28 protein-coding genes are annotated in these 25,014 nt (G+C 58.4%); 12 read left to right on the top strand and 16 right to left on the bottom strand.

From position 1 onward, the window contains the following. Positions 1 to 125: 125 nt before the first annotated feature. Genes NKI88_RS17085 through NKI88_RS17095 form a run of 3 tightly spaced genes read right to left on the bottom strand, consistent with a single transcriptional unit; the run spans position 126 to position 3,012 of the window. Entirely contained in the window at positions 126 to 647 is a 522-nt protein-coding gene (locus tag NKI88_RS17085; protein WP_023687824.1) for a ferritin-like domain-containing protein, read from the bottom strand. Positions 648 to 694: 47 nt separating this feature from the next. Then, complete coding sequence (gene glf, locus NKI88_RS17090) at positions 695 to 1,837, bottom strand: UDP-galactopyranose mutase (protein ID WP_023681140.1); 1,143 nt, start codon at positions 1,835 to 1,837, stop codon at positions 695 to 697. Positions 1,838 to 1,839: 2 nt separating this feature from the next. Beyond that, positions 1,840 to 3,012, bottom strand: a complete 1,173-nt coding sequence (locus tag NKI88_RS17095; RefSeq protein WP_023691418.1) for a glycosyltransferase family protein — start codon at positions 3,010 to 3,012, stop codon at positions 1,840 to 1,842. Between the two features lie 353 nt (positions 3,013 to 3,365). Here NKI88_RS17095 and NKI88_RS17100 point away from each other — a divergent pair, with 353 nt between their 5' ends. Next, a complete protein-coding gene (locus tag NKI88_RS17100; RefSeq protein ID WP_023691417.1) occupies positions 3,366 to 4,283 on the top strand; it encodes a glycoside hydrolase family protein in 918 nt (305 codons plus the stop codon). Positions 4,284 to 4,466: 183 nt separating this feature from the next. On the opposite strand, the gene NKI88_RS17105 is transcribed toward NKI88_RS17100, so the two are convergent. Further along, positions 4,467 to 4,769, bottom strand: coding sequence for a hypothetical protein (locus NKI88_RS17105; protein WP_155923928.1), 303 nt, complete (start codon positions 4,767 to 4,769; stop codon positions 4,467 to 4,469). A gap of 16 nt (positions 4,770 to 4,785) precedes the next feature. Here NKI88_RS17105 and NKI88_RS17110 point away from each other — a divergent pair, with 16 nt between their 5' ends. Together NKI88_RS17110 and NKI88_RS17115 are read left to right on the top strand one after the other, a co-directional pair. Continuing rightward, the gene (locus tag NKI88_RS17110; RefSeq protein WP_352656271.1) at positions 4,786 to 5,295 is read left to right on the top strand and encodes a pyridoxamine 5'-phosphate oxidase family protein; all 510 of its coding nucleotides are present in this window, start codon (positions 4,786 to 4,788) and stop codon (positions 5,293 to 5,295) included. 40 nt (positions 5,296 to 5,335) lie between these two features. Then, a complete protein-coding gene (locus NKI88_RS17115; protein ID WP_023691414.1) occupies positions 5,336 to 5,935 on the top strand; it encodes a cupin in 600 nt (199 codons plus the stop codon). Between the two features lies 1 nt (position 5,936). Here NKI88_RS17115 and NKI88_RS17120 read toward each other — a convergent pair whose 3' ends face one another. The 6 genes from NKI88_RS17120 to NKI88_RS17145 form a co-directional block, all read right to left on the bottom strand. After that, positions 5,937 to 6,233, bottom strand: coding sequence for a SemiSWEET family sugar transporter (locus tag NKI88_RS17120; protein ID WP_023681146.1), 297 nt, complete (start codon positions 6,231 to 6,233; stop codon positions 5,937 to 5,939). A gap of 15 nt (positions 6,234 to 6,248) precedes the next feature. Next, positions 6,249 to 6,818: a hypothetical protein gene (locus NKI88_RS17125; protein ID WP_031207947.1), complete on the bottom strand. Its 570-nt coding sequence runs from the start codon at positions 6,816 to 6,818 to the stop codon at positions 6,249 to 6,251. Between the two features lie 114 nt (positions 6,819 to 6,932). After that, positions 6,933 to 7,709, bottom strand: coding sequence for an exodeoxyribonuclease III (xth, locus tag NKI88_RS17130; RefSeq protein ID WP_023696334.1), 777 nt, complete (start codon positions 7,707 to 7,709; stop codon positions 6,933 to 6,935). Between the two features lie 68 nt (positions 7,710 to 7,777). Continuing rightward, a complete protein-coding gene (locus tag NKI88_RS17135) occupies positions 7,778 to 7,990 on the bottom strand; it encodes a hypothetical protein (RefSeq protein ID WP_245259911.1) in 213 nt (70 codons plus the stop codon). Further along, a complete protein-coding gene (locus tag NKI88_RS17140) occupies positions 7,987 to 8,142 on the bottom strand; it encodes a hypothetical protein (RefSeq protein ID WP_155923313.1) in 156 nt (51 codons plus the stop codon). The genes NKI88_RS17135 and NKI88_RS17140 overlap by 4 nt, the downstream gene beginning before the upstream one ends. Positions 8,143 to 8,205: 63 nt before the next feature. Continuing rightward, on the bottom strand, positions 8,206 to 8,733 hold the full coding sequence (locus tag NKI88_RS17145) for a YciE/YciF ferroxidase family protein (RefSeq protein ID WP_023681150.1): 528 nt from the start codon (positions 8,731 to 8,733) through the stop codon (positions 8,206 to 8,208). 423 nt (positions 8,734 to 9,156) lie between these two features. On the opposite strand from NKI88_RS17145, the gene NKI88_RS17150 reads away from it, so the two are divergent. After that, positions 9,157 to 10,557, top strand: coding sequence for a phospholipase D family protein (locus NKI88_RS17150; protein WP_352500317.1), 1,401 nt, complete (start codon positions 9,157 to 9,159; stop codon positions 10,555 to 10,557). A gap of 91 nt (positions 10,558 to 10,648) precedes the next feature. Here the strand turns inward: NKI88_RS17150 and NKI88_RS17155 are convergent, their stop codons facing one another. Together NKI88_RS17155 and NKI88_RS17160 are read right to left on the bottom strand one after the other, a co-directional pair. Beyond that, positions 10,649 to 10,945 (bottom strand): hypothetical protein, encoded by a 297-nt coding sequence (locus tag NKI88_RS17155; protein ID WP_023668045.1) that lies wholly within the window; start codon positions 10,943 to 10,945, stop codon positions 10,649 to 10,651. A 73-nt stretch (positions 10,946 to 11,018) separates the two neighbouring features. Then, positions 11,019 to 12,011 (bottom strand): YihY/virulence factor BrkB family protein, encoded by a 993-nt coding sequence (locus NKI88_RS17160; RefSeq protein ID WP_352656274.1) that lies wholly within the window; start codon positions 12,009 to 12,011, stop codon positions 11,019 to 11,021. 192 nt (positions 12,012 to 12,203) lie between these two features. Between NKI88_RS17160 and NKI88_RS17165 the strand changes: the two genes are divergently transcribed. From NKI88_RS17165 to ligD, 3 genes are all read left to right on the top strand, one after another. Beyond that, complete coding sequence (locus NKI88_RS17165; RefSeq protein ID WP_155921617.1) at positions 12,204 to 12,428, top strand: hypothetical protein; 225 nt, start codon at positions 12,204 to 12,206, stop codon at positions 12,426 to 12,428. Continuing rightward, positions 12,425 to 12,718 carry a hypothetical protein gene (locus NKI88_RS17170; RefSeq protein ID WP_023817832.1) on the top strand — a complete coding sequence of 98 codons (294 nt, stop codon included), beginning with the start codon at positions 12,425 to 12,427 and terminating at the stop codon, positions 12,716 to 12,718. The genes NKI88_RS17165 and NKI88_RS17170 overlap by 4 nt, the downstream gene beginning before the upstream one ends. Before the next feature lie 164 nt (positions 12,719 to 12,882). Further along, on the top strand, positions 12,883 to 15,525 hold the full coding sequence (gene ligD, locus NKI88_RS17175; protein ID WP_352656276.1) for a DNA ligase D: 2,643 nt from the start codon (positions 12,883 to 12,885) through the stop codon (positions 15,523 to 15,525). On the opposite strand, the gene NKI88_RS17180 is transcribed toward ligD, so the two are convergent. Together NKI88_RS17180 and NKI88_RS17185 are read right to left on the bottom strand one after the other, a co-directional pair. Continuing rightward, positions 15,505 to 16,389, bottom strand: coding sequence for an alpha/beta fold hydrolase (locus NKI88_RS17180; protein ID WP_352656278.1), 885 nt, complete (start codon positions 16,387 to 16,389; stop codon positions 15,505 to 15,507). The two genes, ligD and NKI88_RS17180, sit on opposite strands and share 21 nt — an antisense overlap. Positions 16,390 to 16,563: 174 nt before the next feature. Further along, the gene (locus NKI88_RS17185; RefSeq protein WP_352656280.1) at positions 16,564 to 17,034 is read right to left on the bottom strand and encodes a GFA family protein; all 471 of its coding nucleotides are present in this window, start codon (positions 17,032 to 17,034) and stop codon (positions 16,564 to 16,566) included. A gap of 703 nt (positions 17,035 to 17,737) precedes the next feature. On the opposite strand from NKI88_RS17185, the gene NKI88_RS17190 reads away from it, so the two are divergent. The 3 genes from NKI88_RS17190 to NKI88_RS17200 all read left to right on the top strand — a co-directional run bounded on the left by NKI88_RS17190 (position 17,738) and on the right by NKI88_RS17200 (position 20,241). Beyond that, entirely contained in the window at positions 17,738 to 19,225 is a 1,488-nt protein-coding gene (locus NKI88_RS17190; protein ID WP_352656282.1) for an alpha,alpha-trehalose-phosphate synthase (UDP-forming), read from the top strand. 247 nt (positions 19,226 to 19,472) lie between these two features. After that, on the top strand, positions 19,473 to 19,637 hold the full coding sequence (locus NKI88_RS17195) for a hypothetical protein (RefSeq protein ID WP_023729495.1): 165 nt from the start codon (positions 19,473 to 19,475) through the stop codon (positions 19,635 to 19,637). A 340-nt stretch (positions 19,638 to 19,977) separates the two neighbouring features. Next, entirely contained in the window at positions 19,978 to 20,241 is a 264-nt protein-coding gene (locus NKI88_RS17200; RefSeq protein ID WP_023681159.1) for a hypothetical protein, read from the top strand. Positions 20,242 to 20,469: 228 nt separating this feature from the next. On the opposite strand, the gene NKI88_RS17205 is transcribed toward NKI88_RS17200, so the two are convergent. Together NKI88_RS17205 and NKI88_RS17210 are read right to left on the bottom strand one after the other, a co-directional pair. Beyond that, entirely contained in the window at positions 20,470 to 20,760 is a 291-nt protein-coding gene (locus NKI88_RS17205) for a hypothetical protein (protein WP_031197822.1), read from the bottom strand. Between the two features lie 2 nt (positions 20,761 to 20,762). Continuing rightward, positions 20,763 to 21,329, bottom strand: a complete 567-nt coding sequence (locus NKI88_RS17210) for a response regulator (RefSeq protein WP_023668059.1) — start codon at positions 21,327 to 21,329, stop codon at positions 20,763 to 20,765. 146 nt (positions 21,330 to 21,475) lie between these two features. On the opposite strand from NKI88_RS17210, the gene NKI88_RS17215 reads away from it, so the two are divergent. Both NKI88_RS17215 and NKI88_RS17220 read left to right on the top strand, forming a co-directional pair. Then, a complete protein-coding gene (locus NKI88_RS17215) occupies positions 21,476 to 24,589 on the top strand; it encodes a CheR family methyltransferase (RefSeq protein ID WP_023729494.1) in 3,114 nt (1,037 codons plus the stop codon). Next, positions 24,586 to 25,002, top strand: coding sequence for a response regulator (locus NKI88_RS17220; RefSeq protein ID WP_023804850.1), 417 nt, complete (start codon positions 24,586 to 24,588; stop codon positions 25,000 to 25,002). The genes NKI88_RS17215 and NKI88_RS17220 overlap by 4 nt, the downstream gene beginning before the upstream one ends. Positions 25,003 to 25,014: the final 12 nt, after the last annotated feature.

The following is a 25,014-nucleotide window of genomic DNA, read 5'->3' on the forward strand; positions in this document are numbered from 1 at the left end:
CCCGACCCGCCCGCCGCCCACCCCCTCCTAGCGGGGGCCCCCCCCCCCGTGCTGGGCGCCACCAAACGGGGCGGGGGGGGGGGGGGCCGTCTGTTTCGAACCGCCGCCCGCGCCGGTGCGGTGCATCAGCTTTTTGCAGTCGCCCCAGCCTCGCGCAGCCTGGCATATCGCATGGTAACGTCGCTCAGATTTTCCTTGAGCCAGTTGGCCATGGCTTCCTCTTCGTTCAGGTTCTGCTTGAGGGCCCTTTCAGCATCCTGGAAGCCCCCGGCGTCGGCCAGTACCAGCAGCGAATTGTAGGCAGCGATCTCGTAGTTCTCGAATGCGAAATTCGCCAGGCTGTTCTTGATGATCTCGTCGCCGGCCATCGAATGTCCAATGGCGGCCACGCTGCCAACCATCGACAAGGCGGTGTCCTTGAGGGTGGAGTGCTCCTCGCCAAGGCCCTCCAGGACGGACTCGAGTCTCGTGATCTGGCCTTCGGTTTCCTGAATGTGCCGGCGCAAGCGATCGGCCACCTCCGGATAGTTCTCTATACGCTCGACCTGAGGCTTCATGATCGACAGCGCTTGATTTTCCATGGCGTGCGCGTTGCGCAAGCCGACGATAAATATCTCACGGCTTTCCGAGTTGAAGTTTGTATCCATCGAGTTTCTCCTTCTGATACCCGCCCGATCTTCCGTCTTGGAAGAAACTATCTTCTCGGCTCGGCCAACAACGGCTCCTCCGTGCGTGCCCAGGCCGGGAGGCTTTTTTGGATGCGCGCGAAAGTGGCCAGAGCCTGTCCGACTACCTGGTCCATGTTGTAATAGCGGTAAGTTGCAAGCCGACCGACAAACCACACGTCTGGGCAGCTTGCCGCGAGCGCTTCATAGCGCTTGTAGAGCACTTCGTTTTCGGGCCGGGGCACGGGATAGTACGGGTCCCCGATGTCCGTGGGGTATTCGTAGGTCAGGCTGGTCCGCGAACTCTGCTGGCCGGTCAGATGTTTGTACTCGGTAATGCGCGTGTAATCTTCCGTCTGGGGATAATTGACCACGGCAACCGGCTGAAATTGCTCGCAATCCAGTGTAACGTGCTCGAAACGAAGCGAACGGTACGGAAGGTGCCCGAGCTGCCAGCCGAAATATTCATCGATCGGGCCGGTATAAACCATGCGCCTGAACGGTATCTTCTCACGAATTTCACGGAAGTCGGTCTGCAGCATGATCTTGATGTTCGGATGATCGAGCATGCGTTCGAACATCCGCGTGTACCCGCCGGCCGGCATTTTCTGGAAGCTGTCGCTGAAATAGCGGTCGTCACGGTTGGTCCTGGTCGGCACTCGTGCCGTCACGGATTTGCTCAGCTGACTGGGATCGACGCCCCATTGCTTTCTTGTGTAGCCGCGGAAGAATTTTTCATAGAGCTCGCGCCCCACGGTGCTGACGACGACGTCCTCAGCCGTTCGGACATCCTCCACCGTTTCGCGTCGCGACGCGAAGAAATCCTCCAGCTGTGCCGAGGTCAGGTCTAGCCCGTAAAGCCGGTTGATGGTGTCGAGATTGATCGGGATGGGAACCAGTTGCCCGTCCACGGCCGCCAACACCCTGTGCTCGTACGGCCGCCATTGCGTGAACTGCGAAAGGTGGTCCACGATCGTTTGGCTGTTGGTGTGGAAGATGTGCGGGCCGTAGCGATGGATGAGGATGCCGGCTTCATTGTAGCAGTCGTAGGCGTTGCCTCCCACATGGCTGCGGCGATCGATCAGCAAAACGCTTTCCTGACGCTGCGACGCTATCCGTTCGGCAAGCACACTGCCGGCGAAACCCGCGCCGACGATCAGCCAATCGAACATGGCTATGCACTCCTGCGAAGGGGCACGACCTTCTTGCGTTGGTAGGCGCGCTCAATGTGAGCTGCCATGGCATTCCATGTCCGTTCCCAGGACATGTCCGCAAGATAGGCATCGACTTGCTGCAGGAGCATCTGACGCGGTCGCGAAAGGACGGAGCGCAGCTTGATTTCCAGATCGTCACAGTCGGCGATTTCCACCAGCCCGGCAGCACCGTAACTGCGCACCACGTCGACGATTGCCGTCGAGATCACCGGCAGACCCGCCGCGAGAAATTCCGGCGTCTTGGTCGGGCTGATGAAACGCGTCGCCTCGTTGAGGGCAAACGGCATCCATCCGGCGTCCCAATGGCGCAAATAGTCGGGCAGATCGCAGTAGGCTTTCGGGCCAAGCCAATGCAGGTTTTCGGCTTGCGGCAGGCTTGCAGGGTCGATCTTGACAACCGGACCGAGCATGACGAAATGCACGTCCGGCATTGTCTTTGCCGCTAGCGCCACGAGATCGACGTCCAGCCGCTCGTCGATGACGCCGAAATATCCAACCCTCGGGGAAGGAATGCCCGCCTGGTCGGCTGGGTCCCTTCCTGGCCGTCTTGCGGTGTGAAAGTGCCTCACATCGATGCTGCTCGGAAATGGAAAGATGGCGGGATGGAGGTGACGCTTGGTCTCGAACAAGCTTAGACCACCGGTGAAAACCAGATCCGCGCGGCGCAGAAGCGCCTTTTCCATCTGGCCCAGCTCGGGGGGCGCATTCCTGAACGCAGAGAGTTCGTCCATGCAGTCATAGACGCATATGTCTGGGTCGAGGAATTCCGTAAAGCGAAGAGCCATTGGGGTGTAGTACCAGGCGATCAGCCGGCTATGCGGCATAGAAGCGATGGTCTGCTGCACAAATCTCCGCTGGACGGCATCTGCTTTCGCGGCCGACGTGCCAAGCGGCAGCACTGGTGTGACAATCAGAATGTTTTCCGATGCCACGCTCGTCCGCATCAGCGGCTGCGGCAATTCTTCGAAAACGGGTTCTTCAAAGTAGACCACTCGCTGCTGAGCGGATGCGAGAGTGAGGAGATGCTGCGGACGCTGGTGAACAAAATTCCATCGTAAGTGGGAGAAGCAAACCAGTATATTTTCGCGACGAACATATTGACTGCCGGTTACCCCGCCAAAGGCCGCATCCATTGACATACTCCCTCTGTGACACTATTTATGTTACGATTAACATTTGTTAATCGCGAATGGAGAGAACTACTTAGTTCCAGCTCCTAACTTTCGATCAGGTGAGTTGTTCCAACTGAAATGAAGAAGGCCCGGTCGCCCGCTTGTTCCACGCACGAAGCGGGATCTGGTTGCGGAGGCGAGGGCGGCTGTCGGAACCCGGCCGCCACTGAAAGCGTGGTTCAACGAGGAATGCTGGTGGACAGCGGCATTGCCGTATTTGCGTTGAACTCGTTGGCTATAGAATGTGCCTAACATCAATGATTCGCCTGTATCTCTGCGCGTCTCCGACTGCCGAGGCGAATTCCGGGGCTGACATGAACATCAACTTTGAAACCAACGTTTTTCCACTGTTTCATCCGCAAAGCGTGGATGATCTCAAGGACCCGTGTCCTGTCTTCGATGGCCGTGTCTGGCACGTCTTCGGGTCAAGCGGCACGGTCACCACTGAGACGTGGAGAATCTTGCATGCCACGGCGCCCGATCTGTATGGACCGTGGGCCGAGCATGAGCCGATCGAACTTCCAATCAACGGCACTGGTGTTGCGGCTCCCGGTGTGACCCACGAGTGCGGCGTCTTCCACATGTTCATCCAGACGGAATTCATGAAGTCGGGTGGCCGTTGCGAGCATGCGGTTTCCAACGACGGGTTCCATTGGGTAGTCCTCAGTCCGGCCATTCTGGCCATCCCGGACACGGAAGAGGACGGAATTTACGATCCGCATCCGGCAGTCATTGGCGGTGGGCGCTACCTCGTTTATTCGGCTATGCCAAAATTCACCAGGGTGCCTCAGCCCGACATCTATCTGGCGCGTAGCCAGTCCGACTCGTGGTTCGGTCCGTGGAAGCGGATCGGCAAAATCCTCGACCACAACGACGTTCCCCACCATAACACCAGAGATGATCCCGACTACGAATGGGGCATTGAGGGCGCGCAACTGATCGAATTGCCGGACGGCCGGGTGCTTCTCAATGCCACGTGCTTTCTTCCGGACGGCCTTCGGGGAAACCGGCAACGGGTGTTTTTTGCCATAGCCGACGAGGTCAGCGGACCTTACGTTTCGATCGGCCCGGTGCTGGAGCCAGGTCAACCGGGCGAGAACGGCCACTCGACAGTGATGATCGATGGCAGTCAGCTTTCACTGTTCTACCAGAGCCGGGTTGCCACAACCGATCACCGATGGCGCTATGGTTTGGCCAGATGCGACGTCGCTCTCTTTTCAAAGGTCGCGTGATTCCAGGCTGCCATTAGCGCCTTGAGGCGGATCCGCGTCATGCGGCCATGGAACTCCGGAGGGTTGAAGGTGATCCGCGTCGGTGACGGTAGCAAAGTGTCATCGCGAAATGATTTCAGCCCGTTCGTCAATTGTCTCCGCGCATCGATGACACCGCCAGATGCCCGACTAATGGGCTCATAGCTATTTCTTCGGTCCCTTGACAGGGAATGTCGCGTCGCCGTCTTTTTTGCCGGAGATCACCCGCGGATCGGCGCTGGCGACGCCATCGCTTCCCCCGCCCTTGTGGTCCTTTTCCGACTGACCCTTTGCGTCCTGCTCGGGTGTCCGTTTTGATGTTCGAAGCGTCTTGTCCACCATCATGGCCTCGCGTTTGCCATCCAAACTTCCGGCAATTTCGAAAGTTCCACCGCCGCTTAGCAGGTCGAAGGAACCAGTGAGTTGGAACGTCGTGGCGGGACGTGAGTTGTAAGCGAGGATATTCACCCGCAGGAGGACGCTTATGGCTAACCGCCGAGAGCAGCAGACGGACCTCACGCCCGCCGAGGCAACAGACCGCATCTGGGAACTCGCCGAGGACATCGACGTCTGCATGTTTGTGACCTGGGACGGCGAGTACAATCGAGCCCGTCCGCTATCTGCGCGTGTGGTCCGTGAAGAAAACGCCATATACTTCCTCGTCAATGACGACAGCGCCAAGAGCAAGCAGCTGTCGACCTATCCAAAGGTCACATTGGCCTGGAGTGACAACAGCCACTACAAATACGTCACGATGTCAGGCCCGGCCACAGTGACAAATGATAGGGAAAAGATCGCCGAGCTCTGGGAGAAAACTGACTCAGCCTGGTGGGATAATGCCGATGATCCCGAGATTCGTCTGATAACGGTCAAACCCGACGAAGGCGAATTGTGGGACAGCCCGGGGCTAATGATGGCTACCGCAACGATGGTGTTTGCGGCCTTTACCGTCGCCAAGCCGAATGTGGGCGACAACGCGAAGGTCGAGCTCTGAGCGAGCGGCTAAACTAACCTCTGCTTTAGAGGCAGCGTCGATGAGCATTTTGGAAACCAGCAAGAAAGTGATCGAGAACGTCACCGGTTTCGCAAGACCGCGCAAGCAAGCTGTCGCCGGATTTGTGAGGCAGCGAAAGTCGAATGAGTTCTGGTTCAAGGATGATGGACTTGTACCCAATCATCCAGCATGGCCGCTCGTCGTTTATCGCGGCGCCGTCGAATTGCCCGAAGGACTTGATCCAGCAGCCGTCATGGAGGTGCTTTTCGATGCAAACGGATGGGGCGATAGCTGGCGAAACGGCATCTATGATTACGTTCACTATCATTCGCAAATACACGAGGTTCTGGGAATTGCGCGCGGAAATGCTGAAGTCCGATTTGGCGGCAAGAAAGGACGAACGCTGTCGCTGAAGGCCGGTGACGTCGCGGTCCTCCCGGCAGGGACCGGGCACCAATGCCTCTCGGCATCCGATGATTTTTTGGTTGTCGGCGCGTATCCTCCGTTTGGGAGTTATGACGAATGTAGGAGCAAGGATCAGCATAGCGATGCGCTCGCAACCATCCCCAGCGTGGGGCGTCCGCGCAAGGATCCTGCATATGGCAGCCAAGGTCCGCTGCTGAAAAGTTGGAAGCGCTAATTTAGTCGTCGGGGTCGAAAGCCTTGGCAACTGCGTCTTTCTCAGCCTGCGGCAGGACTGTCATTGTGAGAATGAAGGCTGACAGCAGGAGACAGACGCCATTCGTGATTATGATCGGCCACTCTGCCTTCATGATGCCGAAGGCCAGCCACAAGGCGAAGCCCAACACAGTGATGGCATACGTCGGCGCGGAGATGCCGCTTGTCTCCCGTGTCCTGATGATTTTCCAGGCTTGCGGGGTGAAACTGCTCATCGAGCAGACGGTCGCGAGATAGCCGATGAGCGTGACTGTCTGCATGGAAGCGGCCCTGGCCTACGTCGCAGATATGCGCTTGAGATCAGATACGCGGACCACGCCGTGCTGGCTGACAAAGGTCAGGGTGGAGGCCGTGCTCTGGCGCTGCGAAACGCCGGATATGCGATGGTCGCCTGTGTCATAAATCTCCATCTTTCCATGATCGTCGATGACCAGGCGGCTTCGCTCAGGAAACGCTGCGTAGCGCATATTGTTTTGAGAACCAGCGGCAGACGGGCTCCCAAGCTCCTCAGGCCACCATGAGCCGGCGTGGGCCATAGCTGCAGAACGATAGCTCACATTCGTGTCGGCGCGTTTTGGCTTGGCGGGATGATCGAGCAGGTAGGCCGAGAGCTCCGCCGCGATAGCGTTGAGCTTCGCCTTGAGGCTGTCATTGAACATGTCGCCGACCATCGTCATGCCGGAAGACCATTGTGACATTCCTCCGAAGTCGACGTGGCTGAACTGGGCCATGGTTCCACCACCACGCCGCAACGCCTCGAGGACAGCCATGACAGCGCCATCGGTGACGCCATGCTGGCGTGCAAGACGCGCAATCAGTTCAGCTTCCTTTTGACTGTTTGTCATCATTGCGTCCTTTGAATCGCTTGGCGCCGGAAGTCCTCATTGCTGGCATGACATGCGGCCAAATCTAATCACGAAGGAGCGCCACCAGGCCTTCAGGCTCCTTGCCGAGGAAGCTCAATCAAGTTCTATCCAGGCTGGGGCATGATCGCTCGGCTTGTCCCATGCACGCGTTTCGGCATCTACTCCGGCATTCTTCAGGCGATCCAATAGGGATGAACTCAGCAAGAGATGGTCCATCCGGAGCCCGGAACTCCGATCGTACCCGCCGCGGTAGGAGAAGTTCCAATAGGTGTAAATTCCCTTTTCTGGATGAATGCGACGGACGGCATCGATCCAGCCCTGAGCAAGCATTTCGGCGTACGCGCTCCGGCTCTCGGGGAAGTAAACGGCATCGCCAACCCAGCGCCCCGGCACCGCCGCGTCGATCGGGCCTGGAACGACGTTATAGTCGCCGCACAGGATGGTCGGTGAGCTATCGCCGAGCAGCACCTGGCCATAGGTGATCAAACGTTGGAACCAGCGAAGTTTGTAGTCGAACTTCGGCCCCGGCGCTGGATTGCCATTGGGCAAATACAGGCAGCCGACAACAAGCCCATTCACATCAGCCTCGATGTAGCGGCTGTGCGAATCGTCGGGATCGCCCGGCAGACCTCGACGACGTTCCAGCGGCTCAATCCCGCGAGCGAGGATTGCCACGCCATTGTAGGATTTCTGTCCGTGCCAGATTGCGCCATAGCCGGCGTTTCTAATCGCATCGACGGGAAATTTTTCGTCAGAGGTCTTCAGTTCTTGAAGGCAGACGATGTCATAGCCGGTTTCGCCAAGCCACTTGAGAAGCACTGGCAGTCGGCCGTTGACGCCATTGACGTTGAAGGTTGCGATGCGGGTCATCTCGACGATTTAACGTCTTTGCGCCGATTCGATGCGACATAGGGTCGGTAGCCAAATCTTGCCTTTTGTCATCGTCCATCTGCATTTTTGCTCGAAGCATTGGTGCTTTGACCGGAAGCAGCGGATGTCTTTGCATCTTTGGAATGCGCGGCAATCGCCGGACCCGCGCCGGTAGCTTTACGCATATCGCCGCTCCCCTTGCCGTCAGTCGATTTCTTGCTCAACAGTCCTGAGAAATATTTTCCAAAGAAGCCCATCCGACTCTCCATCTTGGCGCTCATTCGGCGACTTTGCGGGCCCTGAACTCATCTCTGCGCTGTTCTCGCAACTGCCGAGGATCGCTGCGCGAACCACCAAGGGCGCGGCGCCTGACCAGCGCGGCCGAACACTCAAGCAGGAAACATTCCAGTCCTTTGTAGATATGCGTGATCATGTCCTTCATCTCCCGGGACCGCCTCGGCACATAGGTCGCCGAGGCGGTTGGGTAGGCGATCAATCAAGCCGCTTTCCGTTCTGCCGCTCGTTCGTTGACGCCGGCTTCACCGAGGGCAGTCAGCGCCTCGTCGGTGGCCTTCTCCTCCTCAAGTGTCGCATTGAGGAGCGCAACCACGTCATCCTTGCCGAGCGTCGTAGCCCAGGCAATCAGGGTTCCATACCTGGCAATCTCATAGTGCTCCACGGCTTGCGCGGCACCGACGAGCCCTGCATCGAGCGAAGTCGAACCCTTGTACTCCTGAAGGATTTCAGATCCTTCCTCCAGGATGCCGTCGATCGCCGGGCAGGTTTTGCCGCGCGCGGCCGCGCCGAGAATCTCGAAGACCTCCTCCAGACGTTCGACCTGCCCCTCGGTTTCAGCGAGGTGCTTCTCGAATGCTGCCGAAACTTGCTCTTCGGATGCGCCTTTGGCCATCTTCGGCAAGGCTTTCAGAATTTTCTTCTCGGCATAGTAGATGTCTTTGAGGCCATCGAGGAAAAGGTCCTCCAGGTCCTTGTTGTTGCCATTGGCTTTCTTGGCAGTGGGCATTGTGCCGTCTCCTCTGTTGAAAATTGCCCGTCGCGAGCATTTTCTTAACTCGGAAACCCGAACCCGGTTCCGGCATAATGGAGATATCTAAATTTAAAGGGTCCTGCGCTTCACTGAGAACAACGACCACGTCATTCTCGTCGAAGAGCCGCGGCGGGGCGCACGCCATCGGGCTCCCGCCAACGGTCGTGCGGTCTGAGGGCCTGGGACTGCAGGAGACGCAAGTTCCGCGGCGGCAGCAGAGCAGTCGGGGCAACGCCTCTCAAGCCTCCTGACCGCTCTGCAGCCGCTTGATTGCTGGCCCTACTTGCATCCAGCAATTGGGTGATTGGACGCTGCGTATGCAACCAGAATACCTCAGAATGGTTCTAGCTATGATTTGAGCGGGATGGCAGCGAGCGCCGTCCAAAGGTGGCAATTTTTATGGACGTATCACTTTCGCGAACCGCAGACGACAACATCAAGGCCGGCAAGAGCGGCTTGCTGCTTGTCTCGGACAATTATGACGCTTTCGCCGTGCGCGTGCTGGCGGCAAGGAGCGCTGAGCGCAGCCTCGACCTGATGTATTACCTTTGGCATGATGACCACACCGGCCGCTTGCTGCTTCGCGAGGTTTTTCGAGCTGCTGAGCGCGGTGTTCGGGTGCGCATGCTCCTTGACGACGTCAATCCGCGCAAAAATGATGCGGCATATCTGGCGCTGAACCACCATCCAAACATCGAACTGAAGTTGTTCAATCCGAGCGGTATCAGGCGCGGCCGGATCATGCGTGGTGTGGAAGTGCTGTTGCGGCTCTTTGCATTGACGCGACGGATGCACAACAAGGCTTGGATCGTTGACGACAAATTTGCCATTGTCGGCGGTCGGAATGTTGGCGATGCCTATTTCGATGCGGCAGAAACCAATTTCCGGGATCTCGATCTGCTGCTCCTGGGGCCTGCGGTACGGCAAACCGCGGCGATATTCGATGCCTTCTGGGCTTGCAATGAAGCCAAGCCAATCAAAACCTTGGGATCAGTGGCTGAGCATGAGCATGCCAAATGGCTTGAAGGAAGCGATACCGGCCCCGATCCCAAATTCCTGAACGGCATCGGCAACCGGGGCTCGATCACGGAGTTTATTGCGGCCAGCAACGACGTTCATTGGGTGGATGGCGTGCGGGTCATCTCCGATCCGCCGGAGAAAGTTCGTGGTTGGAGACGTCGCAGCTGGCTTATGAAAGAGCTGCGTCCGATCATCCAATCCACGCGCGGGTGTCTGGAAATTGTGTCGCCCTATTTCATCCCCGGCAAAAGGGGCACAGCGATCTTGCTGGACCTTGTCGGCGCCGGTGTTGACGTTTCGGTTCTGACCAATTCCCTGGCCGCCACGGACGTCGCCGCAGTCCATGGCGCTTACGCAAACTATCGCAAGCGGCTGCTGAGGAATGGCGTCAATATTTTCGAGCTTCAGCCGTTCAACCGGCGCTCCGCAATCTCGGTGTTTGGCTCGAAGGGCGCCAGTCTGCATACGAAAGCTTTCACCGTCGACGACAATATCGGCTTCGTCGGTTCCTTCAATTTCGATCCACGGTCAGTGTCCTTGAACTCGGAAATGGGCGTGCTGTTTGAGGATCCGAAATTGGTCGCCGAGCTGCGGCATCGATTCCAATCGGAAATATCTCCGGAAACAAGCTATCGGCTCGAACTGAAGCACAATGTTCTGCATTGGCATGGATGCGGCGAAGGCAAGATTCAGGACTATACGCATGAACCAGAAGCCGGATTTTTTCGCCGTATCCTGGCGGTCTTCGTCCGTCACCTCCCGATCGAATCTCAGCTCTAGCATCCGACGATGGCCGAGGACCTCGCGATCTCAGCAAATTGCCCTGCCGGGGATCGCGTGAGCGAAACGTGAAACCCTGATCTACCACGGGTCAGCCAGACCGCATCACACCCGGTTCTTCGACAACCGCGTCGCCAATCCCATGCTGTCCGGCGTCCGGATCACTCGGCAACACGTCGGAAAAATTGACTGTGGCGACCAGGTATCCGGCTTCATCGTAGACCTTGATAGTCGATCCCGATTGCTTGGTTCCTGACCCAGGATCCGCCGCCACCGCTACGCGCGCCATCTCTATTGCTCTCGGACTGGCCATCTCCGCACTCGCTAGCTCTTCCTCGAGAGCGGTAGTCTGGCCGGATACTGTCGTCTCAAAGCGGAATTTTGGCATGGGCAACCTCCTGTTCCTATGCAATTCCGGTGTCCGGGTTGCGTTCCAAAGAAACAGAATTGGTGGGAAGCAGCTAAGATCGCCGCGATGGCCAGACCCGTGTCGCCACGAAGGTCAGCAAACCCGTGATCACAATCCAGGCCTGCACCTCGCGTTGGATAGTTGGCCCAGGGTTCGATGTCTGTCGCGACGGGCTCTCTGCCTCCACTATCGGTTGAAGGTCGGACCGACTGCCGAGACGGACGGAATAGGCCCGCGTGAACTCGGCGCCGAGCAGGAATATCTCAGACGAATAGTAAACCCAAAGCAGCACGACCAGCAGTGCACCCGCCGCGCCATAGGAGGATGCGATCGCGCTGGTTCCGATATACCAGCCAATCAGCGACTTGCCGATGGTGAAGAGCAAAGCGGTCACTGCCGCGCCAATTGCGACATCGCGCCAAGCGAGCGACCGGTCCGGCAGGATCTTGAAGATCGCGGCAAACAGAGCGGAAATCAGCACGAATGATACAATGCCGTTTATCGACGCGAGAATGATGGTGCCGAACGGCAGATGGGCGTTGATGACAGCGCCAAGCGCGGAAATGGCGGCACTCGCCGCCAACGACACAAGCAGTAGAAATCCCAACGCTGCAACCAGACCCAGGCTGGCCGCCCGCGCCCGCACCAATCGCGACACAGACATGGGTGGTGGCTCAATCTTCCAGATTGTGTTGAGCGAAAGCTGCATTTCGCCAAACACCCCTGAGGCTGTCACGAAGAGGGTGACAATGCCCACCAAAGTGGCAACAGTGCCGGCGGTTCTGTGAGAAGCGCTTTCGATGGTGCTGCGCAGAAGGTCGCCGGTTTGCGATCCCATCACGCCTGCGATTTCGGCCGACAGAGCGAGTTGAGCTGCTTCATGCCCAAAGACAAGTCCAGCAATCGCAACAACGATCAACAAGATCGGGGCCAGGGACGTAACGGCATAGAATGCCATCGCCGCACCGTGGCTGAGGGCATTGTCGTTGATGAGTCCGAGGATGCTCTCCTTGCCAAGAACCCAGGCTTCGCGTGCCACCCGCATGGGGAATTCCTTTTGCCTCAACGAGTAACCTAGTGCTGTGGGCAACGAAAGCGAGACCTGCCGCCAGTGCGCGAGGCGTGACTGCCGAGACACGCCCGCTTGTCTCTGCACCACGCCCAGAAATGTTCCATGCGGCGCCGGAACTCGCCGGGCTCGTAATGGTTATCGGTCATCCGATTGGAGTCATCAAAAATGCCTGATAATGAAAACCGTCGCGAGACCGGCGCAACGAAGTACCCGGCTAGAACAGGTCCTGATCCTTCGGATGCGTTCTCTCAGGATGCGGCCGGCAACAAGAAACCCAAGAGTGGGGTCGGTCTGACGCGGCCAGTCAACGAGGTGGATGACAAGACGCACCAATCCGATGGCCAGAACGCCCCGGCGAGGCCGGGCGGCGGAAACACGGTTAAGCCATGAACGTTGCCAATCTTCAGCTTGAAGGGTTGATGATGGCGGTCGCGTCAATCAACAATCTGCTCGTTCACAAAGGTCTGCTGTCAATTGACGAGATCGATACCGCCCTGCGAAAGGCAGAGGCGTCCATGACAAGTGACGAGCGGACCTACGAAGACATGTCACCGGCCAACCGTGACGCGATCTGCTTCCCGATCCGGCTTCTGCAGATCGCAAACAACGCGCAAGGCGAACTGGACATCCCACCATTTTCAGAGCTTGCAAAAATGGTTGGGCAAACCAAGGAACCTTAACGTCAGCGGTGACGACAGACGTGTAATCTCCGTGAAGGCCTACATTTGACGGCGATGCCACTCTGAAGCGGAAAAGCAGCATCGGCGCCGTCTCGGCCATGAACCGAACCAAATCTCACCCACTGCGTTGAGTCCGGCGATGCGTCATTAGTCGGGGCACTTCCATGAAAATGGGCGAGCTTTCAACCTACCGGGCGAAAAGGGATTTCGCGAAGACGAAAGAGCCCAGCGGCGAAAGCTCGATTGCGGGTTCGAATCGACTTCGGTTTGTCATCCAAAAACACGCGGCCACGCGGCTGCACTATGATCTTCGCCTCGAGCTTGGCGGGGTCTTCAAATCATGGGCTGTGACCAAAGGTCCATCACTGGATCCTCACGACAAACGACTTGCCGTGGAGGTTGAGGACCACCCGCTGGAGTACGGCGACTTCGAAGGCACAATTCCCAAAGGACAATATGGTGGCGGCACGGTGCAGTTGTGGGATCGCGGATATTGGGAACCGGAAGGCGCCATGTCTCCCGAAAAGGCGTTGGAAAAAGGCGACCTGAAATTCACGCTGCAGGGCAAGCGCCTGCATGGAAGCTTCGTCCTCGTGCGCATGAAGCATGACCGCAATGGCGGGAAGCGGACCAACTGGCTGCTGATCAAACACCGCGACAAATACGCGACAGAGGGCAATGGCGATGCGGTGCTGGCTCAGGACCGATCCGTCGCCTCCGGTCGGAGCATGGAAAGGATTGCAGCGGGAAAGGGGGCAGGTCCGAAGCCGTTCATGATGAAAGGTTCATCGTCGGCCGATGCGGATGCCGTTTGGGACAGCAAGCGCGGCCATGCCGACAAGCGCGCCGCCAAGTCGGCAAAGCCTGCTCCGCGGCCGAAGCGAGCCGCTGGTGCCTCAGCGGCGAAGATGCCCGACTTCATCCCACCACAGCTTTGCGCAACGCTTTCCCGGCCGCCGGCCGGGACGAACTGGGTTCACGAAATCAAGTTTGACGGTTATCGCGTCCAGTTGCGCGTGGAAGACAAGGACATCGCCCTTAAGACCCGCAAGGGTCTTGACTGGACGGAGAAATTTGGCGCCATCGCAAAGGAGGCCGCCAGCCTCCCCAACGTCATCATCGACGGCGAAATCGTAGCGCTTGACGAGAACGGCGCGCCCGATTTTGCCGCACTGCAGGCGGCGCTGTCGGAGCGCCGGACGAAAGACCTGATCTACTTTGCTTTTGACCTGCTCTTCGCAAATGGCGTCGATCTGCGAAAGATGCCTCTCTCACAACGGAAGGAACGTCTGAGCGAGATGCTCGGCGAAGTCGATCGCGGCGCGCAAAATCTCATCCGCTATGTCGAGCACTTCAGCAATGGCGGCGACGCGGTGCTGCGTTCTGCCTGTCGCCTTTCGCTTGAGGGGATTGTCTCCAAGAGGGCCGATGCAACCTATGTTTCGGGGAGGACCGACACCTGGGCCAAATCGAAATGCCGCGCCGGGCATGAGGTGGTCATCGGCGGCTGGTCGACGACCAACGGCAAATTCCGGTCATTGCTCGTCGGCGTCAATCGCGGTGAACATTTCGCCTATATCGGCCGTGTGGGGACCGGGTTCAGCGAGGCAAAGGTCAAGCAGCTGATGCCCAGGCTGCAGGAGATGAAAGCCGCGACGTCGCCGTTTACCGGCGATGGCGCACCGAAAAGGAATTCAACCGTCTTCTGGACGAAGCCGGAATTGGTCGCGGAAATCGAGTTCGCCGGCTGGACCGGGGGTGGCAATATCCGGCAGGCCGCCTTCAAAGGCCTGCGTGAAGACAAGCCCGCAAAAGACGTCGAGGCCGAGCGTCCAGCTGATCCTCAAGAGACGCCGATTGCCGACCCTGCCAAGGTGACTGGCAAGACAGGAAAAAGCCCGGTTGTCATGGGCGTCATCATTTCCAAGCCGGACAAGCCGCTTTGGCCGAATGCCGGCGACGGTCAGCCCGTCGACAAGCTCGATCTTGCAGAATATTTCGAGACCGTTGGCCCCTGGATGATCAGACATATCAAAGGTCGTCCCTGTTCACTCGTGCGCGCGCCGGATGGCTACGCCGGCGAGCAGTTTTTCCAGCGCCACGCAATGCCAGGCACATCCAATCTGCTGGAACTGGTAAAAGTCTTCGGCGATCACAAACCGTATCTGCAAATCGACCGCGTCGAGGGTCTGGCCGCGATCGCCCAGATAGGCGGCCTTGAGCTTCACCCCTGGAATTGCCAGCCGGGTCATCCCGAAATACCTGGCCGACTTGTCTTCGACCTTGACCCCGGTCCGGAAGTCCCTTTTGCGAAGGTGGTCGCGGCAGCCAAGGAAATGCGCGATCGTCTCGAAGATCTGGGCTTGGTGAGCTTCTGCAAAACGACGGGCGGCAAAGGCTTGCATGTCGTGACGCCATTGACGGCCCAACGCAGCAAGACGACATGGGCCGAGGCCAAGGCCTTCGCAAAGGCCGTCTGCATGCAGATGGCGGCAGACAGCCCGGATCTCTACCTCGTCAACATGGCCAAGAAGCTGCGGACATCGCGGATTTTTCTCGACTATCTCAGGAATGATCGCATGGCGACAGCCGTCGCCCCTCTCTCCCCTCGCGCCAGGGAAGGCGCGACTGTATCCATGCCGCTGACCTGGAGTCAGGTGAAGGCGGATCTCGATCCGAAAAAATACACCGTTCGCACGGTCCCGGGCCACCTAAAAAAGACCGTCGCCTGGGCTGACTACGACGATGGCGAACGGTCGATCAGCGGTGCCATCAAACGGATTGGTTCAGCAAAGCTCGCCGCATGACGACGTCGGTTCGCGCAAGAACGCCATGACGGCTGCGGCTACCGCGTCGGCTGCTTCTTCGGCCATATGATGTCCGCAATCGATCGGTTGGCCCTTTAGTTCGGTGGTCCAGGGTCGCCAAACATCGAGCACGTTGCCGTAGAGTGCCCCAAGATCATCGCGGGCGGACCAGAGCGCCAAGGTCGGGCACGCGACCCGGCGACCAGCTTTCCTGTCGTCGGCATCGTGCAATTGGTCGATGGCCAGACCTGCCCGATAGTCTTCAAGCATGCCGTGAACAACATTCGGATCGTGGATTGCGTCCTTGTAGTCGATATAGGCCTCAGCCCCCATGGACTCGGCTGAGCCGCCATACCATGCGTCAGGATCGGCCATGATTGCGCGTTCGGGCTTGTCCGGCTGTGCGAAAAAGAACCAATGCCACCAGAGCTTCGCAAAGCGGGCGTCGCAGCGTTCGAGGGCTTCCAGGATAGGGACGCTGTCCATGACGATCAGATGGCTGATCGCCGACGGGTGATCCATGGCTGTTCGGAACGCTGTGTAGCTGCCGCGGTCATGGCCTGCGATGGCAAACCGGCGAAAGCCGAGATGTCCCATGAGAGCAATGCAGTCCCTGGCCTTGGCACGCTTGGAGGATCCAGCATGGTCCACGGCGTCCGCCGGTACCGAGGACTGGCCAAAGCCCCTCAGATCGGGGCAGACAACTGTGTGGTCGGCGGCGAGAAGTGGGGCTACCCGGTGCCAGGTAACGTGCGTCCGAGGATGGCCATGCAGCAAAAGAAGCGGCGGGCCTGAACCTCCATACCTGACTCTCAGTGAGGATTCGGGCAGATCCACGGTCTCTAGCTTGAATCCTTCAAACATCCGCTTCTTTGTCGTCAGACTGTGAAAACAAGTCCCGCATGTCCATCTTCAACCCACCCCGGTGAAATTGGTTTCGGGCATTTGTCCGTTTGGACATTTCTCTCATTCCAATGGTTCGGCCGCCGTTCAGGATCCGCCAGCCCTGGCGCTGACGCCCGGATCCAGCCTCCTGCCTCACCGGTCTCTGGGATTGCCCAGGGTGGGGTCGCGCGCTCGGGTGTAGCCCTCGACGCGAGGCAAACGGTCATCCATCCTGATAAACGGCAGTCGCATTTCCCAATAGGCCTGGGCTTGGGGATGGAACTTCTCGGGCGCGTCCATGAATCCGATCGAGATGTAGAACTCGTTTGGCAAGCCTTCATCGGTGTACCCAATCGAGGTGCCACATTCCGAACAGAAGGAGCGCACGACGCCCCTGGTTTTCGAGAATGTTTTTGGTTTGGGGCCGAGCCAATCGACCTGATCTGGACGATAGCCAATCCAGATCGTCAGCGGGCTGCCGATCGCTCGTCGGCAGTCATCGTCGTGGTCGAAACAAATCCAAAAGGGATCGCCACTGAATTCAGCTGTGATGGCTCCGCAAAAGCAATGCCCTCGATCAATCCGGGCCGGTTTTCTGATCGTCGTTCGTGGTTTGTCGTCCATGGTAGTCTTCCGGCCAGCTTGGTGGCGTAACGCCGCGAACGGCAAGCAGTTCCTTTGGACGTCACAGAGCCGCAGATGCGCGCAACTTGCACGTTGCTCGTCAATATCATTTGAGGCAGATCAGGCCTTAGTTTGTTGGGAACATTTTTTCAGGTCCGCACTTTGTTCGCCGTCTGACCAAAGGAGGCGACCTTGAAAACACGACGCATCGACAGGGAAAAGATCGAGAGGGCGGATCGAGAATCCAAGTTGCTGTTGGAAGCGGAGCGGCATGCCAGGGAAGCCAAGACGGCGCGGCTTAGAGAACAGCGACAGTTGTTGGAGGCATCGATAGCGCGGACCCCGCCCGCGCCCGTAGCCGCAAAGCAGCCGCCCCGTCAACGAAAGCCGACGCGCAAGGTAATCGAGGTGGACTGACGGTTCGGTCAGTTGGGGCTTTTGCCAAGGTGGGGAGTTGATATGACAGGGCAGGGGATCCGGCAGCATGAATACCAAAGCGGTAAGGCCGGCCGTCGCCAAAGCGGCTGCTCGGCGTGCTGGATCGGGGTCTCATCACCGGTGTGTCCGACGACGATCCTGCGAGAGCCGCTGAAAAAGGCGCCCGAGCGGGCCGAGAACCAGCGAATCCGGCTGGACACTTACGTCGGGAACAATCGCACGCGCGGACCGTTCCCCAAGCGATCTTCACGCTCAGGATTTGCTCTTGTTGCAGCGACCGGATGAAATTCTCGACGAGGCTTCGCAAACGGTTGGTGATCCTCTTGAACGCGACGCCGGAGGTGGGGAGCTAACTGGCGATCGCGCCATCGCGCGTCGTCTGGTTGTCGTCTCGAACAGGCTGGGGAACATTCGCGATCTGTCGCAAGCCGGCGGACTTGCTGTAGGCATCGGGGATGCGTTGGCCGAGCGTGGAGGCCTGTGGCTAGGAGCAAGCGCCGAGTATCAGGACTACGCCGCGAGCGACGAACCGCTGATCCGCTTGGAACGGGTGGGAAAGATCGAGACGGCTGCGCTTACCCTGCCCTATGAGGAGTATTCGCTCTATTACAATGGCTATGCCAACAGCACGCTGTGGCCGCTTTTTCATTACCGACTCGACCTGGTGAACCACCGGGCAGAGTTTCTACACGCCTACCGGCAGATCAATGCGCGGTTCGCGAAGGCGCTCGCAGGACTGCTGTCGGGCAACGACGACCTGGTGTGGGTTCACGACTACCACCTTATCCCCTTGGCCGCTCAGTTGCGGCGGCTGGGAGTCCGGAATCGGATCGGTTTTTTTCTTCACATACCGTTCCCGCCGCCCGACCTGTTTGTAGCCACGCCCGACCATGAAGAACTCATCGATGATCTGCTTCAATATGACGTCGTGGGGTTCCAGACCGAAACGGACGTGGGGAATTTCCGGCGCTCAGTGCAGGCGGCCAACTCCACTACTTTTGATATCAATGGTTCGGCTGAGATGAACGGCCGCACGGTGTTATCGAGGTGTTTTCCGATAGGCATCGACGTCGATTCAATCGCACGCATGGCCAATGAGGCGGCGGAGGATGTGCAGATCGATTCCATGCGCCGCCAGATTCTGGGCCTCAAGCAAATCATCGGCGTCGATCGGCTGGACTACTCCAAGGGTCTCCCCGGCCGCATGCAGGCTTTCGCGCGTCTTTTGGAAAGGCATCCGGAACACGAGCGGGCGGCAACCTATTTGCAGATTGCGTCGCCGACGCGCGAGGAGGTCAGCGCCTATGCCGACATCCGGGCCCAGCTTGAAGCAACCGCCGGCGCGGTCAACGGAAGATACGCGGATTTGGCTTGGACCCCGATCCGCTACATCCACCGTGCCGTATCACGCTCTCGGCTTGCTGGCCTGTTGCGCGCTAGCCAGGTCGGATTGGTCACACCCCTGCGTGACGGAATGAACCTCGTCGCCAAGGAATACATAGCCGCGCAGGACGAAGCCGACCCCGGAGTGCTGATTTTGTCGCGTTTTGCAGGTGCGGCCGAAGAACTTGCCGAATCCTTGATCGTGAACCCGTATGCGGTCGACGAGGTTGCCGATGCGATCGCAAAAGCGCTCGCGATGCCGCTTGACGAAAGAATTGCAAGGCATAGTGCACTGCTCAAGCGCATCAGGCGCAATGACGCAGCAGAATGGCGGCGGTCATTTCTCGCCACGCTCGCGGGCGAGAACTAGCGCCTGGCATCGATGCCTGAATCCGTCCGTGTGTCACGCGTTCCCACACGGTCATAGCCCGGCCATAACCCGGCTGGCCGGAGCAGTTCGAAAGGCCTTGAAGCTGATCATGTACCTTGTCAGCCCGCATCAGAAACTTTTCGCTCGTTACCGGAAGCGCGATAGCCCGCCTCAATCGGTGGACTATCGAAGGCTCCAGGGAACACACCGCCGGTCCGGTCGTTTGGGCTCTGATAGGAGATCTGCGATGACAAGGAACCCCACGCGAAAGGACAGTGATCTCTCTGAACAAGAGGCAATCAAGTTGGCCGAAGCCACCGACGTGTCACCCGGGCAGGCCAAAGAGCTTGCAGCCGAGCACGGCAAAGACGGCGCCAAGAAGGAAGCAAGAAATTACAAGGCGGAGGGCTGACTATGGCGGCCAGTGGATCCGCAAACGACAGAGACGCACGAGCCACTCTCTACGCACAAGGCGTAATGGAAGCCGAGCGTAAAGCGCGGGAAGAGAAAACGGCGCGATTGCGCAAAGCCCGTTTGGCGCGCGAGGAGATCAATCCGCCTGCACCCGAGCGGAAACCGGCAGTGCCGAATGCGCCAAAGCGGGTCGCCAAACCAGGCAGCCGAAAAGCTGGAGAAGATTAGCTTCAGCTTCTTCGGCTGTGCCGGCGGCACGCGTCGGGGAAGGGCAGACCGTGCGGTTGATCCTGCACGATAAATTTGTACCTCATCGAACGACACAAAGGAGTCCAGTGATGACGGAGCATGTGTCCCGGAAGGAAGAACAGCGTGGCACCCGAAATGTACTCGGGTGGGGCGTCGTCATTGCGGCTGTGATCTTCGTCGCCCTGCTAGCCTTCTTTGTGTTCATACCCCTTTCAGGCGGATCGTGGCAGACATCGCCAGTAAAGCGCACCCCGGAACAGAACCAAGGCGGCAATGCCCCCGCCGAGACATCACCCGCGCCCGGCGTTAAAAAGAACCCGCAAGAAAATACCGAGATGCCAGGGCAGCAGTGATTGACCTTGGGCTGCGACCCAAGTTGGCCCTGATCTTCCTGGTCGTCTCATCGGCGTCATGATGGGATCAGGGCCTTTTTCTGGGCGCAGGAACCGCTGAGCTATTGAGACTGGGGTTTCGCCCACATCAAGCGCAGAAAGATTACCGCAGCAGCATGGGTCTGGCGAACGAGGCGATGACACCATCGTGGAACTCGAGGCAAATCAAGATGCCTAGCTGCAGGCCGTTCAGTTGGGATTTTTCAGCTGCTTTGACAACAGCAGTTGCTGCTGCAGCTCAAGGGCGAGCTTCAACAGCCGTTCAGGTGTTTCCTCTTCCGCGATTTCGTCGAGCAGCGCTGCGAGTGCGTCGCCCTCAACAGGATCGCGGAATGAGTCAGGTTTGGTTTGCGGAGGTTTGGCCACGAGGATTTCTAGCAGGAATGCGGCCGTATTTGCAAGACGAAGCGAAGCGCTCTTGGGGAGGGGTACCGTAGCGGGGGCGGTCGACAGGGCGGCCTGCGGCAAACTATCGGACAATCTTAATTCATGATGCCAGACCTGTCGTTGCGGAGCACCTCCTCCATGAGTGTATTGAGCCATTCGCTCAAGGGAAGGTCATGCCGCGTCGACAACCGCTCCTCCAGCGCCGCCTTCAATGTCCGTTCGACGAGGCGATCGGCCGCCTGTGGGTCGCCCAGCAGCAGCCGCGCGGACAGCCTCAGTTTTGGAAGAGCGCGGAAAACGTTGTCTTCGCCAAGCGCTGTTGATTGCGCGGCGAGGATCCCGGCAACCGTCCTGAACCCGGCCGGCTTGGAGAGGTTTTGGGTGTACCGGAACCGCTCCGGCAGGGTGATCTGATCGTTTCCGGAGAAGAATACGAACGGGATGCCTCTGTCCGTCAGCTCATCGGCGAGGGGAAAAACAGTCTCACCGTTGAGGTCGATGTCCAGCACCGCCCCATCCGCTGAATCGATATATCGTCGAGCCCGGCTAACTGACGACACCGGCCCCAAAACGGTCGCCCCACAATCGCTGAAATAGGAGGCAAGTTCGCTTGCCAGCAAGAATTCGTCCTCGACGAGCAGAATTCGCATGCCTAATAACATAGCAGCCCTCCGGGCTTTAAACGGCGATCGCGTCCATCGGTTCCGTGGCTATCGGCGGTGCGGGATGGGAATTCGACCAGGAACGGTTTACACATTGGATCGAAATCAGCGCTGCCGCGTTGCATTTCACTGAAGCAGGACAATTGATGCAAAAGCTGCCGAGGTTCCCCATAGTCGGTATTGGCGCCTCTGCGGGCGGCATTGCCGCCATGGAGGGATTTTTTCGCGGGATGCCGTCTTCGAGCGGGATGGCGTTCGTGATCGTCACGCATCTCAGCCCGGAACGGGAAAGTCTGCTGCACGAAGTGATTGCGCTTTACACCGGAATTCCGGTTCGTGTCGCTGAAGATGGAATGGGTATCCATCCTGACACCGTCTACGTGATGCCGCACAACGCGATCCTCACCATCGAAAATTCCAGCCTAAAGCTGCGCCAACCGAATTCCGTGTCCAGGGAGCGCAAGCCCATCGATATCTTTTTCAGCGCGCTGGCCGAGGATCAGGGCGAATACGCCGTCGGCGTCGTCCTGTCGGGCGGCGATTCCGACGGTACGTTGGGCATCAAGGCAATCAAGGAGAATGGCGGCCTGACGCTGGCGCAACTCTCCGACGAGTCGGGTCCGAGCAATCCCGACATGCCGCGCAGCGCGATCAGTTCCGGTCTGATCGATATCGCCATCCCAGCCGATGAGATGGGTGCGAAACTCATGGAATTTGCCCACAGCTTTGAACTGCTCGACGAGCTTGAAGCTGACGACGGCAAGGCCAGTGCTTTGAAACTCCGCAAGGGCCAGGAAGAAATCTACGCGATCCTGCGCAGCCATTCGGGACATGATTTCTCGGGCTACAAGGCCAAGACGTTCTTGCGTCGCGTCAGGCGACGCATGCAAATAACGCAGAACACCGCGATCGATGCCTATATAGAGTTGCTTCGTTCAAATGCGGAGGAAGTGCGGTCGCTGTTTCGCGACCTGCTGATCAACGTGACAAATTTCTTCCGCGACACGGACGCTTTCAAGACCCTGGAAGAAACCGTCATCCCCAAACTTTTCGAAGGCAAGGACGCCAACGATACGATCCGCGTCTGGGTGCCCGGCTGCGCAACCGGCGAGGAAGTCTTCTCGATCGGAATGCTGATGCGCGAGCATATGGATACACTTTCGGCTGTGCCGCGCATCCAGATTTTCGCCACGGACATCGATGACGCGGCGCTGGGCATCGCACGTTCGGCGCGCTATCCGGAGTCATTGCTTGCGGGCGTTTCGCCTGGACGTCGCGAACGCTTCTTCAGCAATGACGGCACAAGTTTCATCTTGAGCAAGAGCGTACGTGATCTCTGCATCTTCTCGGCGCACAGCGTCATCCGCGATCCACCCTTCTCGCGCATGGACATGGTGTCGTGCCGGAACCTCCTGATCTATTTCGGCCCCGATGTGCAAAAGCAGGTTATTCCGACCTTCCACTATTCGCTGAAGCCCGGTGGCTATCTGTTCCTTGGCACCTCCGAAAGCATAAGCCAGCATGCCGACCTGTTTGCACCGGTCGACAAGAAACAACGGATCTTCAAGGCACGAGAACATTCGGCGCCGCCGCGGCTGCCGATCTTGTTGAATGCTGCGCCTGCAACCAACTTTTCCAGCGCCAATGACACACATGCCCGCCGCGGCTTGTCTTATTCCCTAAGGCAAACCGTTGAAGCGCAGGTTCTCGAACGCTTCGCTCCGGCTCACGTCGTCGTCAATGGTGATGGAGATGTCGTCTATTACTCGGTCCGAACCGGCAAATATCTCGAGCCGCCGCAAGGGGTGCCGAGCAGACAATTGCTCACAATGGCACGCAGCGGCCTGCGTCTGGAATTGCGCGGCGCTTTGCGGGAAGCCGCCGAGGGCCGGCGCACGGTTGTGCGCGAAGCGATAGCCATTGAAGAAGATGAAGATCGTGTCCAATTCGTCACATTGACGATCGAGCCCTTGACTGATCGCGGCAGCGGCGAGCCGCTGTTTCTCGTCCTGTTCGAGCCGGTGGGCCAGCCGCAGCCGCGGCTGGAGGCTCTAAAGGTTCGACAGCCGGTGGCATCTGGGATTGCTGATTTCGAACGCGAGCTCCGCGATACGCGCGAGCGCCTGCAATCGACGATCGAAGAATATGAGACCGCGTTGGAGGAGTTGAAATCTTCCAATGAGGAACTCGTCTCGGTCAACGAAGAGGCCCAGTCCTCCAATGAGGAGCTCGAGGCCTCCAAGGAAGAAATGCAGTCCCTCAATGAGGAATTGAACACCATCAATGCCGAACTGGTTTCCAAGATCGAGGATCTCGATCGTGCCAACAGCGATCTGAAGAACCTGTTCGAGAGCACACAGATCGCGACTGTTTTTCTCGATACCAAGCTGGTTATCCGCAGCTTCACGCCGGCGGCGTCTTCGTTCTTCAACTTGCTGCCGACCGACATCGGAAGACCGCTGACCGATCTTGCCAGCCGGCTCGATTATCCGCACCTGCGCGACCATATTGCCCAGGTTTTCAGGGCCGGCGAGATGATCGAGCACCAGCTGCCGCGCGATAGCAACGGCATCCACTATCTCGTGCGGCTGATCCCCTACCGCGACAGCGCGCGGAAAATCCAGGGCGTGGTGGTGACCTTTGTCGATGTGACGACCATGGCTGAAGCCGAAGCCCACCAGCGGGTATTGATCTCGGAACTCAACCATCGGGTCAAGAACATGCTGGCTGTTACGGTCAGTATTGCCAGTCAGACCCTGAAAAATGCTCCCTCTTCGGAGGCTTTCGCCGAAGCGCTCATCGGTCGCCTGCGCGCCATGGCGCGGGCCTACGGAGTGCTCTCGCGCGAAAGCTGGAAAGAGGTCTCGGTCGAGGAAATCGTGCGGCAGGAAGTCGAGCCGTTCGGGCTGGAACGCATCAACACCACAGGCGAGGACATTCGGCTCAAGCCTCAGCAGGGCCTGTCGCTTGGCATGGTGATCCATGAACTTGCCACGAATGCTGGAAAATATGGCGCCTTGTCCGTGCCAAACGGCGTGGTGTCCGTGACTTGGTCGGCGTCGGATCACGGTTTTCAGCTTGAATGGTTAGAAAGCGGCGGTCCCGCTGTCAGTCCGCCTGAGAAGACGGGATTTGGTCTTTCGCTGGTGAAGGGCGAAATTGAGTATCGGCTTGGCGGAAATTTTGAAACATCTTTCGGTTCCGATGGTTTGAGCTTGCGGATTGAGTTTCCGTTTGATCATCGGGAGAGCGAAACGTGACTGCATCTCGTATCCTTATCGTCGAAGATGAATGGCTGGTCGCGGAGGAGCACCGCGCAATTCTGGAAGAGGCCGGCTTCGCCATCGCCGGGCCAGTGCCGTCCGTTGCTCGCGCGAAAAAGCTGATCGAGAGTGAAGTCATATCTGCCGCGGTCCTGGACATTGGTCTCGGCGGCGAGACCAGCGCTGCCCTTGTCCCTCTTCTAGCGCAACGCGGAATTCCGTTTGTTTTCGTCAGTGGGTACACGGCATCCGACATCCCGCAAGATTTGCGTCATCACAAGATGCTGTCAAAACCCGTGTGGGCTGCTGCGCTGGTCGAGGCCGTGCGAAATATGCTCGGTGTTCAACCGACAGCTTTGGCAAGACACCAGGACAGCGGAACGGTGCCAACCCAACGAGAAGCCCGGTAACTGCACAAAGAC

Source organism: Mesorhizobium sp. M0317 (genome assembly GCF_040321555.1).
GTDB lineage: Bacteria > Pseudomonadota > Alphaproteobacteria > Rhizobiales > Rhizobiaceae > Mesorhizobium.

Excerpts from the sequence above, each read along its gene's own strand:
- glf (WP_023681140.1), bottom strand. The coding sequence starts at position 1,837 with ATGTTCGATTGGCTGATCGTCGGCGCGGGTTTCGCCGGCAGTGTGCTT.
- NKI88_RS17215 (WP_023729494.1), top strand. The coding sequence starts at position 21,476 with ATGCAAAAGCTGCCGAGGTTCCCCATAGTCGGTATTGGCGCCTCTGCG.
- NKI88_RS17155 (WP_023668045.1), bottom strand. The coding sequence starts at position 10,945 with ATGCCAAAATTCCGCTTTGAGACGACAGTATCCGGCCAGACTACCGCT.
- NKI88_RS17185 (WP_352656280.1), bottom strand. The coding sequence starts at position 17,034 with ATGGACGACAAACCACGAACGACGATCAGAAAACCGGCCCGGATTGAT.
- NKI88_RS17115 (WP_023691414.1), top strand. The coding sequence starts at position 5,336 with ATGAGCATTTTGGAAACCAGCAAGAAAGTGATCGAGAACGTCACCGGT.
- ligD (WP_352656276.1), top strand. The coding sequence starts at position 12,883 with ATGAAAATGGGCGAGCTTTCAACCTACCGGGCGAAAAGGGATTTCGCG.
- NKI88_RS17095 (WP_023691418.1), bottom strand. The coding sequence starts at position 3,012 with ATGGATGCGGCCTTTGGCGGGGTAACCGGCAGTCAATATGTTCGTCGC.
- NKI88_RS17170 (WP_023817832.1), top strand. The coding sequence starts at position 12,425 with ATGAACGTTGCCAATCTTCAGCTTGAAGGGTTGATGATGGCGGTCGCG.
- NKI88_RS17085 (WP_023687824.1), bottom strand. The coding sequence starts at position 647 with ATGGATACAAACTTCAACTCGGAAAGCCGTGAGATATTTATCGTCGGC.
- NKI88_RS17160 (WP_352656274.1), bottom strand. The coding sequence starts at position 12,011 with ATGCGGGTGGCACGCGAAGCCTGGGTTCTTGGCAAGGAGAGCATCCTC.
- NKI88_RS17120 (WP_023681146.1), bottom strand. The coding sequence starts at position 6,233 with ATGCAGACAGTCACGCTCATCGGCTATCTCGCGACCGTCTGCTCGATG.
- NKI88_RS17140 (WP_155923313.1), bottom strand. The coding sequence starts at position 8,142 with ATGATCACGCATATCTACAAAGGACTGGAATGTTTCCTGCTTGAGTGT.
- NKI88_RS17145 (WP_023681150.1), bottom strand. The coding sequence starts at position 8,733 with ATGCCCACTGCCAAGAAAGCCAATGGCAACAACAAGGACCTGGAGGAC.
- NKI88_RS17135 (WP_245259911.1), bottom strand. The coding sequence starts at position 7,990 with ATGAGCGCCAAGATGGAGAGTCGGATGGGCTTCTTTGGAAAATATTTC.
- NKI88_RS17195 (WP_023729495.1), top strand. The coding sequence starts at position 19,473 with ATGACAAGGAACCCCACGCGAAAGGACAGTGATCTCTCTGAACAAGAG.
- NKI88_RS17100 (WP_023691417.1), top strand. The coding sequence starts at position 3,366 with ATGAACATCAACTTTGAAACCAACGTTTTTCCACTGTTTCATCCGCAA.
- NKI88_RS17150 (WP_352500317.1), top strand. The coding sequence starts at position 9,157 with ATGGACGTATCACTTTCGCGAACCGCAGACGACAACATCAAGGCCGGC.
- NKI88_RS17125 (WP_031207947.1), bottom strand. The coding sequence starts at position 6,818 with ATGACAAACAGTCAAAAGGAAGCTGAACTGATTGCGCGTCTTGCACGC.
- NKI88_RS17200 (WP_023681159.1), top strand. The coding sequence starts at position 19,978 with ATGACGGAGCATGTGTCCCGGAAGGAAGAACAGCGTGGCACCCGAAAT.
- NKI88_RS17210 (WP_023668059.1), bottom strand. The coding sequence starts at position 21,329 with ATGTTATTAGGCATGCGAATTCTGCTCGTCGAGGACGAATTCTTGCTG.
- NKI88_RS17110 (WP_352656271.1), top strand. The coding sequence starts at position 4,786 with ATGGCTAACCGCCGAGAGCAGCAGACGGACCTCACGCCCGCCGAGGCA.
- NKI88_RS17180 (WP_352656278.1), bottom strand. The coding sequence starts at position 16,389 with ATGTTTGAAGGATTCAAGCTAGAGACCGTGGATCTGCCCGAATCCTCA.
- NKI88_RS17165 (WP_155921617.1), top strand. The coding sequence starts at position 12,204 with ATGCCTGATAATGAAAACCGTCGCGAGACCGGCGCAACGAAGTACCCG.
- xth (WP_023696334.1), bottom strand. The coding sequence starts at position 7,709 with ATGACCCGCATCGCAACCTTCAACGTCAATGGCGTCAACGGCCGACTG.